The organism is Peribacillus sp. NPDC096379 (assembly GCF_044762875.1).
Classification (GTDB): Bacteria; Bacillota; Bacilli; order Bacillales; family DSM-1321; genus Peribacillus.
This window is the reverse complement of the sequence record NZ_JBIWFD010000007.1, coordinates 80125-95894: the sequence shown is the minus strand read 5'-3', so window position 1 is coordinate 95894 and position 15770 is coordinate 80125. Positions and strand designations below refer to the sequence as shown.

Below are 15770 nucleotides of genomic sequence, written 5' to 3'. Positions count from 1 at the left end.
GACAGTGAATGAAAAAACGATGCGAAAAAGCAGGTGGCAGGCAGTAATCTTTCTTCTCATCATCATCGTTCTCACCTATTTATCATCAGCTATCACACAATTTAATTTCATAGATGGGATGGCGACAATACCTGAAGCAGTAGGTTGGATTTTTTCAAACTTAATGATTACACAGGAGTCGCTTGGCAAATTGCCAAAGATACTAGAAAAATTAAACGAAACCATCTTAATGTCCATTGCTGCGACAACATTAGCGGCAGTTGTTTCCCTCTTTTTAGGATTATTTGGATCGAAAACGACCAAAATAAATAACTTCTTAAGTGTATTTGCTCGTTTTATTGCATCCGTATCAAGAAATATTCCAGTTGTTGCATGGTCGTTGATTTTGCTCCTTTCTTTTGGACAAAATTCAGTGACAGGTTTTTTAGCTCTATTTGTTGGGACGGTAGGGTTTTTAACGAGAGCGTTTATCGAATCAATAGATGAAGCTAGCCAAAGTGCTGTTGAAGCATTAAAAGCAACGGGTGCAACCTATTTCCAAATTGTCAGTAAGGCGGTCATTCCACAATGTTTACCACAGATGATCAGCTGGATATTGTTCATGATTGAAACGAATATTAGAAATGCAACATTGGTTGGGATATTAACGGCTACAGGAATTGGATATACATTTGATGTGTATTATAAGACCTTGAATTACAATGCTGTAGCACTTGTGACATTTTGTATTGTCATTGCCGTTCTTATTGTAGATTTTATATCAAACTATATACGGAGGGTGATTCTATAATGGAAGCAACGTATATTAGAAGAAAGAATGATGGCCGTATTAATATAAGGTCGGGTAACAAAGTTGATCAAGTAGTAAGATGGACATTGATTCTTTTGACGATCTTGACGATCGTAGCCTTTATCTTTTTTAACTATGCAGGGCTAGATTTAGGCTCAGCTATTACTGAAACAGCTAATAACTTAAAAGTGATGTTTCTCGAACCAGCATTGAGTCATTTCAATTGGGGAGAAGCAACCTATCAAGTAGGGGTTACACTGGGTTTAGCCTTCTTAGCTACAATTATAGGAGCGATTATTGCTTTTTTCCTTTCTTTGATGGCCGCAACGAACTTATCGAATGTATGGGTATCGAGAATCGTTCGCGTATGTGTTGCCATTATTCGAGCTGTTCCCACTGTATTATGGGTTTTAATCTTTGCGATTGCCGCTGGGCTAGGAAGTGAAGCTGCAATTCTTGGTATGTTATTTCATTCTATCGCTTATTTAGTTAAAGCATTTTCAGAGGCATTTGAAGAAGTAGATAAAGGAATATTTGAAGCGCTGCAAGCAACGGGTGCCAACTGGTGGCATATCGTGAAAAGTGGGGTCTTACCGTCTACTTTTACCTATTTATTGTCATGGGTTTTCTTGCGCTTTGAAATCAATTTCGGCGTAGCCGTAGCAATGGGCGCAGCAGCTGGAGCAGGTGGGATAGGATTTGATCTTTTTATGGCATCTAGCTTCTATTTCGATCTGCGAGAGGTTGGATTTATTACCTATGCGATTCTCATTATTGCGTTTATATTAGAAGTTTTTTCAACCCGTTTGAAAAGTCGTTACTTCCCAGCAAATTCTGACTAACTCGTGGATGATGAGAAAAATATGGATTGATGATATTTTCCCTTTTATGTAGACATTGTAAAAAAACAAAGAAATCTTCTCTTTTTACAATATGTTTAGCAAGGAGTGGATGTAGAACCATGGATCATTACAAACTTTTAACACCTGGGCCCTTGACTACGACAAGTACTGTGAAAGAGGAAATGCTCTTTGATCGTTGTACTTGGGACAATGACTATAAATTCATTACGCAAAAAATAAGAGCAAAGCTTCTTGAATTTGCAGGTGCTTCAAAAGAGGAGTATACGGTCGTACTTATACAAGGAAGTGGTACGTTCGCAGTTGAATCCGTCATGACTACTACCATAATGAATGATGATAAGGCTTTAATTATTACAAACGGTGCATATGGTGAACGGATTGTAAAAATGGCTAAATGTATGGGTCTTAAATTCAGGGAATATAGCGTAGAATACAATGAATATCCAAATGAAGCTGAAGTAAGGGGAATTTTAGAAGAAGATCAAGAAATTACACATTTGATCATGGTTCATTGTGAAACAACGACAGGAATACTAAATCCGATCGATATGATTTCAAAACTATCGAAGGAATTTGGGAAAACATTAATCATCGATGCTATGAGTAGTTTTGGTGGAATGGAAATCAATGTACCTTCCCTTGGAATTGATTATTTAATAAGCAGCGCCAATAAATGTATTCAGGGTGTACCTGGATTTGGCTTTGTCATTGCTAAGCTTGAGAAACTCTTAGCATGTGAAGGGAATTCTCGTAGTTTATCATTAGATTTATATGATCAATGGAAGGAAATGGACAAGGATGGAAAATGGCGCTACACGTCACCAACACATGTAGTGGCTGCCTTCTCTAAAGCGATTGATGAATTAATAGAAGAAGGTGGCATTCCAGCTAGATTTAATCGCTATCAAAATAATAATCAAATTTTAAGAGAAAGACTTGCGCGTATTGGAATTCATGCCTATATTACGGCGGAAAAACAATCACCTATTATTACAACCTTTCTATTTCCAAACAAACAATTCAACTTTGAACACTTCTATTCATTTGTGAAAGAGAGAGTATGTGATCTATCCAGGGAAGTTAACGGATGCAGATACATTCCGAATTGGTAACATTGGTGAGATTTATGAAGAAGATATTCAAGAATTATGTAATATTATCGAAGAATACATGGGAGTGTTGACAAAATGAATAATATTGAAGGCGTACTATTTGATTGGGCTGGGACAACTGTTGATTTTGGATGCTTTGCACCAGTAAATGTATTTATTGATATTTTTAAGAATGCGGGTATTGAAGTGTCAATGGAAGAGGCAAGAGCACCAATGGGGTTGTTAAAGATTGACCATATTCGTGCCATGCTGTCTATGCCAAGAATTTCTGCTGAATGGGAAGAAAAATTTGGGAAAGCATTTAATGAGCAAGATGTGGAGAACCTGTATGCTGAATTTGAGCCTGCACTCCTGTCTTCCTTAGCAGAGTATACTGACCCCATTCCAGAGGTTATTGAGACGGTGAGTAATTTAAGAAGTCGAGGATTAAAAATTGGTTCGACAACAGGATATACACAAACAATGATGGATGTCGTTGTTCCTAATGCTTTGAAAAAAGGCTATGGTCCAGATTTTTATATTACCCCTGATGGAACAAATTCGCTTGGAAGACCTTATCCTTATATGATTTATCGGAACATGGAGGCATTGAAACTAACTTCAGCATGGAAGGTAGTAAAAGTAGGAGATACCACTTCTGATATTAAAGAGGGAGTGAATGCAGGTGTTTGGTCGGTTGGTGTCATCATCGGAAGCTCTGAAATGGGATTAAGTTTAAATGAATTTAATGCATTATCTGAGTCTGATAAAGAAGGAATCATATCTAAAACAGAAGAATCCTTTTTGAAAAAGGGAGCTGATTTTACGATCAAATCAATGCGTGAGCTTCCACAGCTAATTGAGAAAATCAATGTTCTGATTGCTGAAGGGAAAAGGCCAGGAGTAAGTTCAAAATAAGCAAGGGGACGGTTCTTAAAGGGGACAATCGGAAGTTTGGAGAAAAAAAAGCACAATGAGCGGTTTTATCTGCTTTTTGTGTCTTTTTGCGTTCTAGTGTTAAGTCTGAACGCAAAAAATGGCCCCCCCACCAATAGGCAGGGAATTCACGAGTTTATCGTATGGTCACAGTTCTCCTTCAGGCGCTTTATATCTGCTTTAGGTGGAAAACCAAACATGCGGGCATATTCACGGCTGAATTGCGAAGGGCTTTCATAGCCTACCCGGAATGCATCCTCTGATTCTAATAATAAAACCAATGGTGGTAAATACAGCCCAGATACAGCATCAGCAAATCAAGAATATGTTTATGAAGTAGTTAAAAAATATATAACTACGTTGTCAATCAAATAATATAGAAAACCAGATTAGCACCAGTTCCATTTTCAATTAAAAAAATAATTGATTCCCATCTCTTATCTCGGGTTCGACTGCCTGTGGGTAAAAGAAGTGCATCCATTTTCGAAGGCTTTAGTTGAGGAACTATAGAGCTGTTTATGCAGCTCTTTTTTTATTGGACTAACTGGTGCTTATCTTGAATAAGGTTTAAGCAATGATCTTCAGCAATCGGGCGCTTTTCCGGATTAAGGAAAGTGTCTTTTCTCTATGAGTAGGGTGCGTTCACTGATTGAAAAATGATCAAACTTTTTTATAAAAATTAAATAATTAATCTCAAATGTGGAATCCATTTTGATCAATCTTTTTTCAAAATGGATTCTTTTTATTTGCCGCAAAATACGGGTTAGATGAAAGATAAGCTATCAGATGGACGAGTGTTAGAGCAATTCTGGATTGAGCGTGAGTAATGAGAGCATAAAGGCATTGATTGGGGCGTTGTAACGGAATACCCCATATTAAAAGTTTCCTATCTGAAATTACAGAATCTACTTAGCAATCCCAAATCAGACGGTGTTATAAGATTATTGATCGAACGGAACCCATTGTATTATGGAAAGTTCAACGTATTGACGCATTGAAGTCACATCATATTCATGAAAGAAAGCCGCATTTGCAAGAGAGAGAAACAATATGGAATAAACCAACTTATATAGGAGGAAGTTCAAAGAGTCCGGTAAAAAAGCTGGCGAATTGCATCAAAGCTCTCCCTCTCCAGTACTCACGTATTACTGCGTACGCGCAGGTCTAGAGACGAACATTCCTCCAACATCTTTGCTCTTTTTATCCCTTTTGAACACCCACTATAAGTAACAAGTATTTTTGTTGATTTATTTAAGCGAGTTAAACAATGGAAAGAAAAGTGCTTTTTTTACAATTGTGGTTTAAGTAATATTCCACATTAAAAATTTTTAATCATAATCCCATTAAGATTTTCATTTTTAACTGGTACTTTTAATATCGACCTTTGTTTTATTGGATAAGTAATTAGAATACTAGAATTCTTTAAGTTGTTGCCTTTCTTACAATCAACTTAGATATTCCATTAGTAAAGGAGAGTTGAATTATGGAAAATTGGATTACAGATATAATGAATAATTATGGTTATATGGGGATATTTCTCTTAATTATGTTAGAAAATATTTTTCCTCCTATCCCATCAGAGGTCATACTAACTTTTGGAGGTTTTATGACCACAACCACGAATATGAGCGTTCTATGGGTTGTGGTTGCCTCGACTGCAGGGGCAGTGGCAGGTGCTGTTATTCTTTATGCTATTGGAATGGTAGTTAATGTGAATCGGCTTGAAAAAATTGTCGATAAATGGGGTCACTTTTTACGCCTTACCAAAAAAGATATTGATAAGGCACAGTCATGGTTTGACAGGTACGGAGTTTGGACTGTCTTCTTTTGTAGATTTATCCCACTAATAAGAAGTTTGATATCCATCCCAGCAGGCATGGCACGTATGAATTTTTGGGTGTTTATCCTTCTTACTACAGTTGGAACAATGATCTGGAATGTTGTCTTGATTAAAGTGGGCGCTGCGGTTGGTTCTTCGTGGCATGATATCGTTAATTATATGAACATATATTCGAACATCGCCTATGCAATTTTGGCCATAATTTTTATTATTTTATTTGTAATATATGCAAAAAAGAGAATGAAAAAGAACAGCGACCAATAGGAGTGTTTGTATATGGATTCATTAAATGTGATTGAACTATTAAAATATTTATTTTTAGGATTAATTCAGGGGATTACGGAACCTATTCCCGTTTCGTCGAGTGGTCACCTAGTTTTATTTGAACATTTTATGGGCTTGAAAATATCCGGATTAAGTTTTGAAGTATTGGTTAATTTCGCCTCATTACTAGCAGTGTTATTTATTTATCGTTCAGATTTGATCCAATTAACAAAGAACAGTGTATCGTATGTAGTCGTTTCAGAAAAAACTCAAAGCATGAAGAAAGACTTTTATTTTGTCCTTTATCTAATTATTGGTACCGTCCCTGCTGGAATTATTGGTGTCCTATTTCAGGACCAAATAGCAGAGGTTTTTAAAGGAGTAAGAGTTATTGGTATTACCTTAATCATTACGGGTATTGCGCTTTGGCTTATTCGAAATTTAAAGGGTAGTAAAAGTGATGGTGAATTAACACTTAAAGATTCTATCATCATTGGATTATCTCAGGCAGTTGCCCTGATACCGGGGATTAGTCGTTCAGGAGCAACCATTGTCTCGGCTATGGCTCTAGGGACAAAACGAGATACTGCGCTTAAGTTTTCTTTCTTTCTCTATATTCCAGTTAGTTTAGGTGGAATGATCTTATCGATTTCGGACTTAGTCCACGATCCTAGGATAGGGGAACTTCTTCTACCATATACCTTAGCCTTTATTGCTTCATTAATTGCTTCCTATTTTTCTTTAAAATGGTTTATTAATATTATGAAAAAAGGAAAACTTGGTTACTTTTCAATCTATTGTTTTATCGTAGGCATTGCTGTCATTATTTTTGGGTAATGAAATTTGATTTTTGGCTACTCCACTTAAAGGTGGAGTTTTTATTTTGTGGATTATGAAAAAAAATTCATCGGAATTTTAGTTTGTATTATTTTAACCTTCAAAAGAGATTCATAGTCATTCAGTATGTTTAGATTGTATTTGGAAAATTGGGCATTAAGGAGGGTTTAAAATGATTAAGGCAACAAATTTAACAAAGCAGTATGACAATGGTTTTGTGGCTGTTGATTCTTTGAATCTTCAGGTGAATAAAGGGGATATATATGGTTTTCTAGGTCCAAATGGTGCAGGGAAAACGACCACTATTCGAATGTTAAATGGGTTGATTGAACCAAGTTATGGGAACGTGACCATTTGGGGGAAAGAAGTAAAGTCTGAGAATGCTTCAATTAGTAAACTAATTGGGGTATTGCCAGAGTCGCATGGTTACTATAATTGGATGTCTGGAAGAGAATATATAAAATTATTTGCTGAACTCTATGGTGTTGAAAAGAATAAGGTCAAGTCTAGGGTGGATGAAGTTCTTGAGTGGGTAGGTATGTCCGAAAAAGCAGACATTCTAATTGGGCAATATTCACGAGGAATGAGGCAAAGGATCGGCATTGCGAAAACAATTGTCCATGAGCCATCTATTGTTTTTCTTGATGAACCTACATTAGGCCTAGACCCTCAAGGTCAAAAAGATATACAGTCTATTATTACTAGGTTAAATAAAGAACAGAAAGTTACAGTTTTTATCACCTCCCACTTATTAAAAGAAATCTCAGAAATTTGTAATCGTGTCGCCATAGTAAAAAAAGGAAAACTACTTGAAGAAGGGTATTTAGATGAATTAATTAAGGGCTATCGTTTGGTTTTAAGGAATGAGAATCCAACATTAGAAGATATATTCTTTAGTCTAACAAGCGATGAAGTTGGGAGGGGACTATAATGTTCAGTTTAATCAAAAAGGAGATAAGGGAACATGTCCTTTCTCGAAAAGGTGTTTGGATCTTCTTTGCTATCTCCATTCTATTCAGTGGTTTAACCTATAGTTTTATCTCAGTGAAGGAACTAAGTTTGCTTGCACAAGTTGAAGTAAATATGACATTTATGAAAGCGTTAATTGGGATAAGTATTTTAGTTTCAATTATTTTAGGTTCAACAATGGTTTCTGGTGAAAGGGAACAAGGGACTTTAGAAAGTCTTTTATTGACACCATTATCAAAGATGAAAATAATCCTTTCCAAGGTAATAGGAATTTTGGCATTTTGGTTGATTATCTCAATTATATCGATTCCTTACTTTTATGCACTCACATATGGGACCAATATGTTGTTTACGATTCTAGCCTATTTATATCTAATAGGGTTGCCGCTAGTCATTAGTTTTTCATTGCTGTCATTAGCCTTTTCTTCATGGATTTCATCTAGTAAGAATGCAACACTCCTATCGATTATTGTGTTTTTAGTGACTGCTATACCAATGTTTCTTTCAACGACAATGAAGAAATCAGGTTTTGCCCATTTAGTTGACTCATTAAGTCCTGTTTCCTCAAGTATGCTGACATTGAAGGACTGGTTAGTGAATAAACTAAGTACTTTTACAATCTTAATGGATAGTTTACCTGTTTTGTGTTTCTTGATTATATCTATCATTTGTCTATCCTATGCTAGTAAAAAAATGGACTTCTTAGGAGGGGAGTAATGTGTTTAAAAAGGCAGCAATTATAATAGCAATACTTTTGGGATTTGTTGTAACTGGAAAAAATGCTTTTGCTATGGAACAACCGACTGTTGAGGTCCAAATAATCTCTCCTAATCAGGTGAAAGATTATCCGGGGAAAGAGACAATGGTCAAAGCACAAGTAAGGAATCATACAAACCATTCTATAAAAGATTTAGTTGTTTATATTACTATGGCTGATATGGGAAAAAAGTGGACAGTTAATCTCGAAGATTATAGTGCCGATAAACCAGAACAGATTAAAGAATTAAAAGCCGGGGAAACAAAGGAAATTTCACTACCAATTCGATTTGTTTATACCAGCAATTATTATTTATATGTGACTGCTACAAGTGCTCATAGTTTGGATATTTATTCAAGTGTTGGAATCCCAATAGAAATAATGGGTAATACAAAAATAGATCCGACGATTATACAAATTGTATCTATAGGAACCCCGCTTATTATTTTGGTCTTTGTGATTATACATTTCACTAAAAACAGAAGGAAGAGAGTTGCTTAAGGGATCATATATGGTTGTGGATAAAGATTTAATTTTTCTAAATAAGACTTTCGAAGAAATGGTGATAGAAAAGCAATCAAAATGAAAAAAAATTCATGTTAAGGTTAACCTAATTTTAAAGTCTATTCAGATTCACTTCATAGTAGAGGCTTAAAGTAAGGATGTACCACAAAACAATTTGAGGAGGAAGACAAATGAAGAAAGCATTTTTAGTACCTGCACTGGCAGTAGTCGTTATTGGAGGAGGAGTGGCTGGTTCTCTTCTAAACACTTCCGCATTCGCAGCAAACTCTGATAGTACTAGTAAAGTAGAGGTGTCAGATAAGCAAGAACAGAAGCAATTAGAAAAAGAAGCAACCATCACTAAGGAAGAGGCTATTTCAGCCGCATTAAAACAAGTAGCAGGAAAAGCAACGAAGACAGAACTTGAAGATGAAGACGGAAGAGTTGTTTATGGTATAGAAGTTACTGACGATCAAGGGAAAAAGCAGGATGTAAAAGTAGATGCTAAAACAGGTAAAGTGCTAAAAGTAGAAGCAGATGAAGAAAATGAAAAAGCCGATAAAGAAGAGAAAGAAGACAAAGACGGAGGGGTTTCCGATAAGCAAGAACAGCAGCAATTAGAGAAGGAAGCCAAAATTTCAGCTAATGAGAGTACATCTATTGCATTAAAAGAGGTAAAAGGCAAAGTAACGGATACTGAACTTGAGGATGAAGATGGAACTGTTGTATATGGTGTGGAAATTACCGACGACCAAGGTAAGAAACACGATGTAAAAGTAGATGCCAAAACAGGTAAAGTACTAAAAGTTGAAGCAGATGACGAAAATGAAACAGAAAATGATAGTGATCAAGAATAATTAGTTAACAATAGAAAATAAAGGTCCTGCTTGCATTGCAAGTGGGACTTGTTCATTTGTATACAGATTAAGTGCACTTGCAACAAAAATATAGTTTGTATCATACCTTTTCTTTTTGGTTTAAGATAGTAGTGTCAATTTAATTAAATTCAAAAAGTAATTCAAAATAAATAAAGTAACAAGTTGGAGGGTATAAATTTGGATATTTTAGTAATTGAAGATGAAGAAGCATTATCAGAATTTATAGTACTTGAATTAACACATGAAGGATACGATGTAACGGCTGCCTATGATGGAAGAGAGGGTCTTGAACTTGCATTAGCAAGAAAGTGGGATGTAGTCCTTCTTGATTTAATGTTGCCAAAGTTAAACGGTATCGAAGTTTGCAGAAGATTAAAAGCAGTAAAGGATATTCCGATTATTATGATTACAGCAAGGGACAGTGTAATGGACCGGGTACTAGGGCTTGATAGTGGGGCTGATGATTATATCCCAAAGCCATTTGCGATTGAGGAATTACTGGCTAGAATTAGAGTCATTATGAGAAGAGAAGAAAAACGAAATGACGTACCTACTTTGATTTTATCATTTCAAGATTTAGAGTTGAATATTGAATCAAGATTATTAAAAAAAGGTGAACAGTTGATAGAATTAACGAAAAAGGAATACGACTTATTGTTTATGTTAATGAAAAATATTAATCGTGTCTTAACAAGGGAGGTTCTCCTAGAAACTATCTGGGGTTATGATGCGGAAATTGAGACAAATGTTGTCGACGTTTATGTAAGACATCTTCGAAATAAATTAGATTCTGCAGATAAAGAAAGTTATATTCAAACGATGAGAGGGATGGGGTATGTGATGAGAGAATGAGAAAATTAAAAGATTTAATTCCAAAAAACATCAATATTAAATGGAAATTAACTTTATGGGCTGCCTTCTTAATGCTTTTTTTATTTTTTTCTTATAATATTTTACAGTATTTTGTTATTCAGAACTGGGTAGTCAATAAAGAAAAACAAACCATTCATAAAAAGATGGAAGAAGTAACTGCGTACATTCAGGATTCTAGTTTTTTAGGAAGTGTTTCCGATAGTGAAAAATATTTAGACGTTCTGAATGAAAAGTATCAACTGATAAGGATCGTGAAGAAGAACAATTCCCCATTATTTACGATTTCGGACGAAGTGCCACAGAGTTGGGTTGCGCCAAAAAATGTGACAAAAGAAGAACTAGTTGAAATTTCTCCGAAGGGCGATCGTTTGCTGATATATAGGAGGCCAATCGAAGTGAATGGCTTTAAAGGAACAGTAGAAATTGTTCGTAATTTGGAGAATTTTGATAGTTTGATTAATCAAATATTTATGTTAGTTATCGTAACAGGACTGGTTGCTATGATCCTTAGTCTGCTTGGTGGCAGACTTATTTCCTTTCAACTGTTAAAGCCAATTAATTCAATGATAAGAACCATGAAAAGAATAAAAGAAAATGGTTTGGAAGAAAGAGTTCAAATTAACAAACAACGTGATGAAATGACGGAGTTAGGGATTATGTTTAATGAATTAATGGATAACTTAGAAAAGTCTTTTCAGCAGCAACAACAATTTGTAGAAGATGCATCCCATGAACTAAAAACACCGTTGTCCATAATACATGGGCATTTATCACTTATAAATCGTTGGGGAAAGGATAATCCAACGGTATTAGAACGCTCTATTCATTTAAGTTTAAATGAAACCAACAGACTTATTTATCTTGTTTCAGAGTTGTTGACTCTTTCAAGAGCTGAAGAATCAACTACAAACACAAATTCCTTGGAAGAAGTCAAAATAAAAGAGATTTTAGTGGATATTGTTGAAAATTTCAAAATAATAAATAATGATTTTGAAATACTCTCCACTATAGATATTAGTTCGGATTTCACCTTGAAAATTCTAAAGAGCCATCTGGAACAAATAATGATCATTTTATTAGACAATGCCATTAAATATTCAGCAAATGAAAAGATCATACAGATTTATGTAAGAAATACAGGCAAGCAATTGACGATTGAGGTAAAAGATTATGGAGTGGGTATCCCGAAAGAAGAATTACCTTTTGTGTCCAATCGCTTTTATCGTGTGGATAAGGCCAGAAGTAGAAAACATGGTGGAAATGGATTAGGATTATCGATTGCAAAAAGGTTATTGGATATTTATCAAGGGACCATAGAAATGGATAGTGTGTATGGGAAGTGGACGAAGGTTCAGATTACTTTTACACTAGAAGAGGATGTTCAAAAAGTCCGGTAAAAAAGCTTGCGAATTGTGTCATCGCTCATGAATGACATACTGTTAAAATTGCGAGCGTTCTGTGCAAGTCTCGTCCTCGCGATGCGCTCGCGGAACTTCTTGGCTCTTTTTATCCTTTTTGAATATGCACTACAAAGGGGAAGTTGTAAAGATCGAAGCAGGAATGATTAAGCTATAAGATGGGGATTATGAGCCATTTTAGTATGTATTAAAATTGTTAGTTGATAACTGGCGTAAAGAATGCAGTTAAATAAAAAATAGGGAGGAAGTTATTTTGATTAAAGCTGTTATTTTCGACTTTGATGGTTTAATTTTAGACACAGAGACGGTTTGGTATGAGGCATATAAAGAAACGATGGGTTTTTATAAATCTGATTTGCCTCTTGAACATTTTGTTAAATGTATCGGAACAGATAATACTGAACTCCATGAGTTTTTCAAAGAACAACTGGGGGAGAGTTGTAATATTGAAGAAATTGAAACCAGAGCAAAAAGCTTACATAAAGTAAAGATGGAAACATCCCAAGCACGTGTTGGTGTAAAGGATTATTTAGAAGAAGCAAAAAAATTGGGATATAGGATTGCCCTTGCTTCAAGTTCCACAAAAGAGTGGGTCACTCATTATTTGGGTGAACTCGGACTGTTAAACTATTTTGAAGTTATGATCACAGGGGATGAAGTTGATAAAGTGAAACCAGCGCCTGATTTGTATTTAAAGGCAATCGAAGTTTTAAACATTCATGCCACAGAAGCCGTAGCATTTGAAGATTCGTTAAATGGGCTTCAATCGGCTCTAAATGCTGGATTAAAGTGTGTAATCGTACCAAATCCTGTGACGGAAGCTTTAGCTTTTGAAAATCACCATTTACGACTTTCATCTATGAAGGAAAAGAGCCTGATAGATGTGATAAAACTTATTGAGCAATAGATGCAAGGGGACGGCTCTGGAATATAAAAGTGAAAACAAAAAGGAGATACTTATGTGCCGAAACATTAGAACATTATTTAATTTCGATCCACCAGCTACCGATGACGAGATCCACGCAGCATCTCTTCAGTACATCAGAAAGATAACGGGCTATAACAAACCCTCAAAGGTGAACGAGGAGGCATTTTATCGTGCAATCAATGAGATAGCAACGGTTTCTAGGAATCTATTAAATACGCTGGAGACCAGTGCCGAGCCTCGCAATCGTGAGGTCGAAGCTGAGCGTGCTCGTATCAGAGCAGCTAAAAGGTTTGGAACGAATTAGTGAGGAATAAGGAATAGAAATTGTATTTATCTGAATGTTTAATTTGATCAAATTCAGGTGTAGACAACTATCACACCAGAATTTCAAAACTATGAAAATCCTTCAAAATTATGGTAACCTTAGTATATTACTAAAAGGAGTGATTAGTTATGGGTAATTCAGTTCCTGAAATAACACTTAATGATGGTGTTACTCTGCCGGTAATAGGTTTGGGTACATATACACTTAAGGGGAATCAAGGTGTCAATTCTATACAAAATGCTATTGATGAGATAGGCTATCGACTAATTGATTCTGCTTATAATTATGAAAACGAAGGAACTGTAGGTGAAGCCGTTAGACGCAGTTCTGTTCCAAGAGAACATTTAAGGATTACCTCCAAATTACCTGGACGCTATCAAGAGTATGAAAAAGCTGTTACTACCATAGAAGAATCCTTATATCGTGCAAATCTAGATTATTATGATTTATATCTAATTCATTGGCCTAACCCTAAACAGGATCACTACGTGGAAGCTTGGCAAGCACTAATTGACGCTAAAAAGCGGGGGCTTATTCGATCTATTGGTGTTTGTAATTTCTTACCGGAACATATTGAACGCTTAGAAAAGGAAACGGGCGTTAAGCCGAGCGTAAACCAAATCGAATTACATCCATTTTTTAATCAAGCACAACAAAGAGAATGGCATAAAGAGAATGATATTAAGACACAATCTTGGAGTCCGTTAGCACGGGCTAATGAAGTCTTAGAAAATAACATTATTCAACAGATTGCTAACAATCATAACAAGTCTATTTCACAAGTTATTTTACGATGGCATTACCAACTCGAGGCCATTGTAATTCCTAAATCTTCTTCACCTGTGAGACAACTCGAAAATATATCAATTTTTGACTTTAACCTAGATGAAGCAGAAATGAGCCTTATTTCAGGGTTAACTCGTCCAGATGGTAGGCTTAAAAATCAAGATCCTGCTACATATGAAGAATTTTAAACTAGTAGATTGTTATTAAACTAAAGCTTTTTTTAATAAAGCTATTCAATAAATAGACACAAACTTATATTAAGTTTGTGTCTATTTATTTTGTTATGCAACCTGAATATTGATAAAAACAGTTTTAGCTAGTATTAATTATGCTGCACATAGAATGGTATGAATTGTAAACCGGATTTGTACTTAAAGTACGCACTCGCTATCTATTTCATAAAATTGTATGATCCAAAAAAATACATAATTCTATCTTCTTTGGGTCACCTTGTAAGGCTAGTAGAGGTCAACCAAATTGACATCCAATAGCGGATTTTGTATAGTAAGTGGCGAAGATTATGATTGGAGTGAATCGTTTGACTTCAAACTCTGAATTACAAAATTTAGATCTTATAGATTTATTAAGTGAGCGACATAGTTTGGTCCGAAGAATCTCAGAGAAAGCATGGAATGATCAAAGTGAGATTTATATTTCAAATTCTGAATGGTATATCATGGCCAGGGTTTTTAAAAAGCGACCAACCATTTCGTATGTTACGAAAAATGTAAATATTTCTCGCCAGGCGATACATAAGTTTATCAAAAATCTTTCTGCAAAAGGATTAGTGGAAGTCCGAAATGTCGAAAACAACAAGAAAGAGAAGTGTATCCAGTTAACAGCTTTAGGAGAAGAATGCTATGAAAAGAACGCGGCTCTTAAAGCCCAACTAGAGAAAAAAATTGCAGAAAAAATAGGTGCTGAGCAAGTAAATATTCTTAAAGATATTTTAAAGTTAGATTGGGGAATATAACTTTAACGACTGTTAAAGGAAGATAAAAAACCCCCTCTTTGTCAACGTGGTTGACGAAGAGGGGGTTTTTCTTTAAGCTAAAATAGCCAAATGGAGTATTCACTTTATCCTATTTAATTCTCTTTATCAATCTTATTACCATTTCATTTACTTCTTCGAAAGTAGTGTTCAATGAAATGGCTAATTCTTTAAATAGTATATTTTGTGTAGTGTCCAAAAGTTTACGATCTTGTTCATAAAATTTTCTTTCCTGAAGTTCAACCTCAATTTTTTTTCGCATCAGCGTATTTACAACTTTAGCGATTTCTTTTCGATCACCTGTATTTACTAGATCGAAATATATATCGTGACGCATGTTAGGTTTGTCAATCCATCTTATCCCAGTGTTTTTAAAAGATTCAAGTATTTCATCGGCTTCCTCTTGATGGATTAGTTCAAGCATGACTACCTTATCATTATTAATAGGAGTACTTATTGTTAATTGATGATTGTTCTCTATAGGATGCAATACGTAATAAGGTCTTGTGATACCTGAAACTGTTTTTTCGCAAATATCATCAATTTTACAAATGCCATGTGCAGAATAGATGATTAAATCGCCTATATTAAACATTTTTTCCTCCTGATATGAAATGTCAATTAAGTTGATAATAACTTAATGAAAAAATAATGTCAATCAAGTTGACAATAAGGATTTTTTTTTGATATAGTAAACAAACCGGTTGGTATGTGGGGGTG

The 15770-nt window shown here is 35.1% G+C and carries 16 protein-coding genes and 3 pseudogenes; 17 read left to right on the top strand and 2 right to left on the bottom strand.

All coding sequences use genetic code 11. The annotated features are described in order from the left end of the window. The first annotated feature begins 4 nt into the window (after positions 1-4). The 4 genes and pseudogenes from phnE to phnX all read left to right on the top strand — a co-directional run bounded on the left by phnE (position 5) and on the right by phnX (position 3662). Positions 5-790 (top strand): phosphonate ABC transporter, permease protein PhnE, encoded by a 786-nt coding sequence (phnE, locus tag ACIQZI_RS21915; RefSeq protein ID WP_403077367.1) that lies wholly within the window; start codon positions 5-7, stop codon positions 788-790. Continuing rightward, a complete protein-coding gene (locus ACIQZI_RS21910; protein WP_403077365.1) occupies positions 790-1632 on the top strand; it encodes an ABC transporter permease subunit in 843 nt (280 codons plus the stop codon). Before phnE ends, ACIQZI_RS21910 begins: the two co-directional genes overlap by 1 nt. A 119-nt stretch (positions 1633-1751) precedes the next feature. Then, a pseudogene (gene phnW / locus ACIQZI_RS21905) lies at positions 1752-2844 on the top strand (2-aminoethylphosphonate--pyruvate transaminase). Next, positions 2841-3662: a phosphonoacetaldehyde hydrolase gene (phnX, locus tag ACIQZI_RS21900; RefSeq protein WP_403077362.1), complete on the top strand. Its 822-nt coding sequence runs from the start codon at positions 2841-2843 to the stop codon at positions 3660-3662. Before phnW ends, phnX begins: the two are co-directional and overlap by 4 nt. A 146-nt stretch (positions 3663-3808) precedes the next feature. Here phnX and ACIQZI_RS21895 read toward each other — a convergent pair. After that, positions 3809-3958 (bottom strand): annotated as a pseudogene (locus ACIQZI_RS21895) (AraC family transcriptional regulator); the annotation flags it as partial. Between ACIQZI_RS21895 and ACIQZI_RS21890 the strand changes: the two are divergent. From ACIQZI_RS21890 to ACIQZI_RS21830, 13 genes and pseudogenes are all read left to right on the top strand, one after another. Further along, positions 3945-4055, top strand: a pseudogene (locus ACIQZI_RS21890) (5'-methylthioadenosine nucleosidase); the annotation flags it as partial. The pseudogenes ACIQZI_RS21895 and ACIQZI_RS21890 sit on opposite strands and share 14 nt — an antisense overlap. A gap of 1108 nt (positions 4056-5163) precedes the next feature. Further along, positions 5164-5784, top strand: coding sequence for a DedA family protein (locus ACIQZI_RS21885; RefSeq protein WP_403077359.1), 621 nt, complete (start codon positions 5164-5166; stop codon positions 5782-5784). A 12-nt stretch (positions 5785-5796) separates the two neighbouring features. Further along, positions 5797-6621, top strand: a complete 825-nt coding sequence (locus ACIQZI_RS21880) for an undecaprenyl-diphosphate phosphatase (RefSeq protein ID WP_403077356.1) — start codon at positions 5797-5799, stop codon at positions 6619-6621. A gap of 172 nt (positions 6622-6793) precedes the next feature. After that, complete coding sequence (locus tag ACIQZI_RS21875; RefSeq protein ID WP_403077354.1) at positions 6794-7552, top strand: ABC transporter ATP-binding protein; 759 nt, start codon at positions 6794-6796, stop codon at positions 7550-7552. Then, a complete protein-coding gene (locus ACIQZI_RS21870) occupies positions 7552-8307 on the top strand; it encodes an ABC transporter permease (RefSeq protein ID WP_403077352.1) in 756 nt (251 codons plus the stop codon). Before ACIQZI_RS21875 ends, ACIQZI_RS21870 begins: the two co-directional genes overlap by 1 nt. Position 8308: 1 nt before the next feature. Then, complete coding sequence (locus ACIQZI_RS21865; RefSeq protein WP_403077349.1) at positions 8309-8848, top strand: hypothetical protein; 540 nt, start codon at positions 8309-8311, stop codon at positions 8846-8848. A gap of 194 nt (positions 8849-9042) precedes the next feature. After that, a complete protein-coding gene (locus ACIQZI_RS21860; protein WP_403077346.1) occupies positions 9043-9708 on the top strand; it encodes a PepSY domain-containing protein in 666 nt (221 codons plus the stop codon). A gap of 192 nt (positions 9709-9900) precedes the next feature. Next, the gene (locus tag ACIQZI_RS21855; protein WP_403077410.1) at positions 9901-10581 is read left to right on the top strand and encodes a response regulator transcription factor; all 681 of its coding nucleotides are present in this window, start codon (positions 9901-9903) and stop codon (positions 10579-10581) included. Then, complete coding sequence (locus ACIQZI_RS21850; RefSeq protein WP_403077344.1) at positions 10578-11999, top strand: HAMP domain-containing sensor histidine kinase; 1422 nt, start codon at positions 10578-10580, stop codon at positions 11997-11999. The genes ACIQZI_RS21855 and ACIQZI_RS21850 overlap by 4 nt, the downstream gene beginning before the upstream one ends. Before the next feature lie 274 nt (positions 12000-12273). Beyond that, entirely contained in the window at positions 12274-12927 is a 654-nt protein-coding gene (locus ACIQZI_RS21845) for an HAD family hydrolase (protein WP_062187010.1), read from the top strand. Positions 12928-12979: 52 nt separating this feature from the next. Beyond that, the gene (locus ACIQZI_RS21840; protein WP_403077340.1) at positions 12980-13252 is read left to right on the top strand and encodes a DUF2277 domain-containing protein; all 273 of its coding nucleotides are present in this window, start codon (positions 12980-12982) and stop codon (positions 13250-13252) included. 149 nt (positions 13253-13401) lie between these two features. Continuing rightward, on the top strand, positions 13402-14247 hold the full coding sequence (locus ACIQZI_RS21835) for an aldo/keto reductase (protein WP_403077337.1): 846 nt from the start codon (positions 13402-13404) through the stop codon (positions 14245-14247). Between the two features lie 332 nt (positions 14248-14579). Beyond that, positions 14580-15032, top strand: a complete 453-nt coding sequence (locus ACIQZI_RS21830) for a MarR family winged helix-turn-helix transcriptional regulator (protein WP_403077333.1) — start codon at positions 14580-14582, stop codon at positions 15030-15032. 109 nt (positions 15033-15141) lie between these two features. Here ACIQZI_RS21830 and ACIQZI_RS21825 read toward each other — a convergent pair whose 3' ends face one another. Next, the gene (locus ACIQZI_RS21825; protein ID WP_062187001.1) at positions 15142-15645 is read right to left on the bottom strand and encodes a CarD family transcriptional regulator; all 504 of its coding nucleotides are present in this window, start codon (positions 15643-15645) and stop codon (positions 15142-15144) included. Positions 15646-15770: the final 125 nt, after the last annotated feature.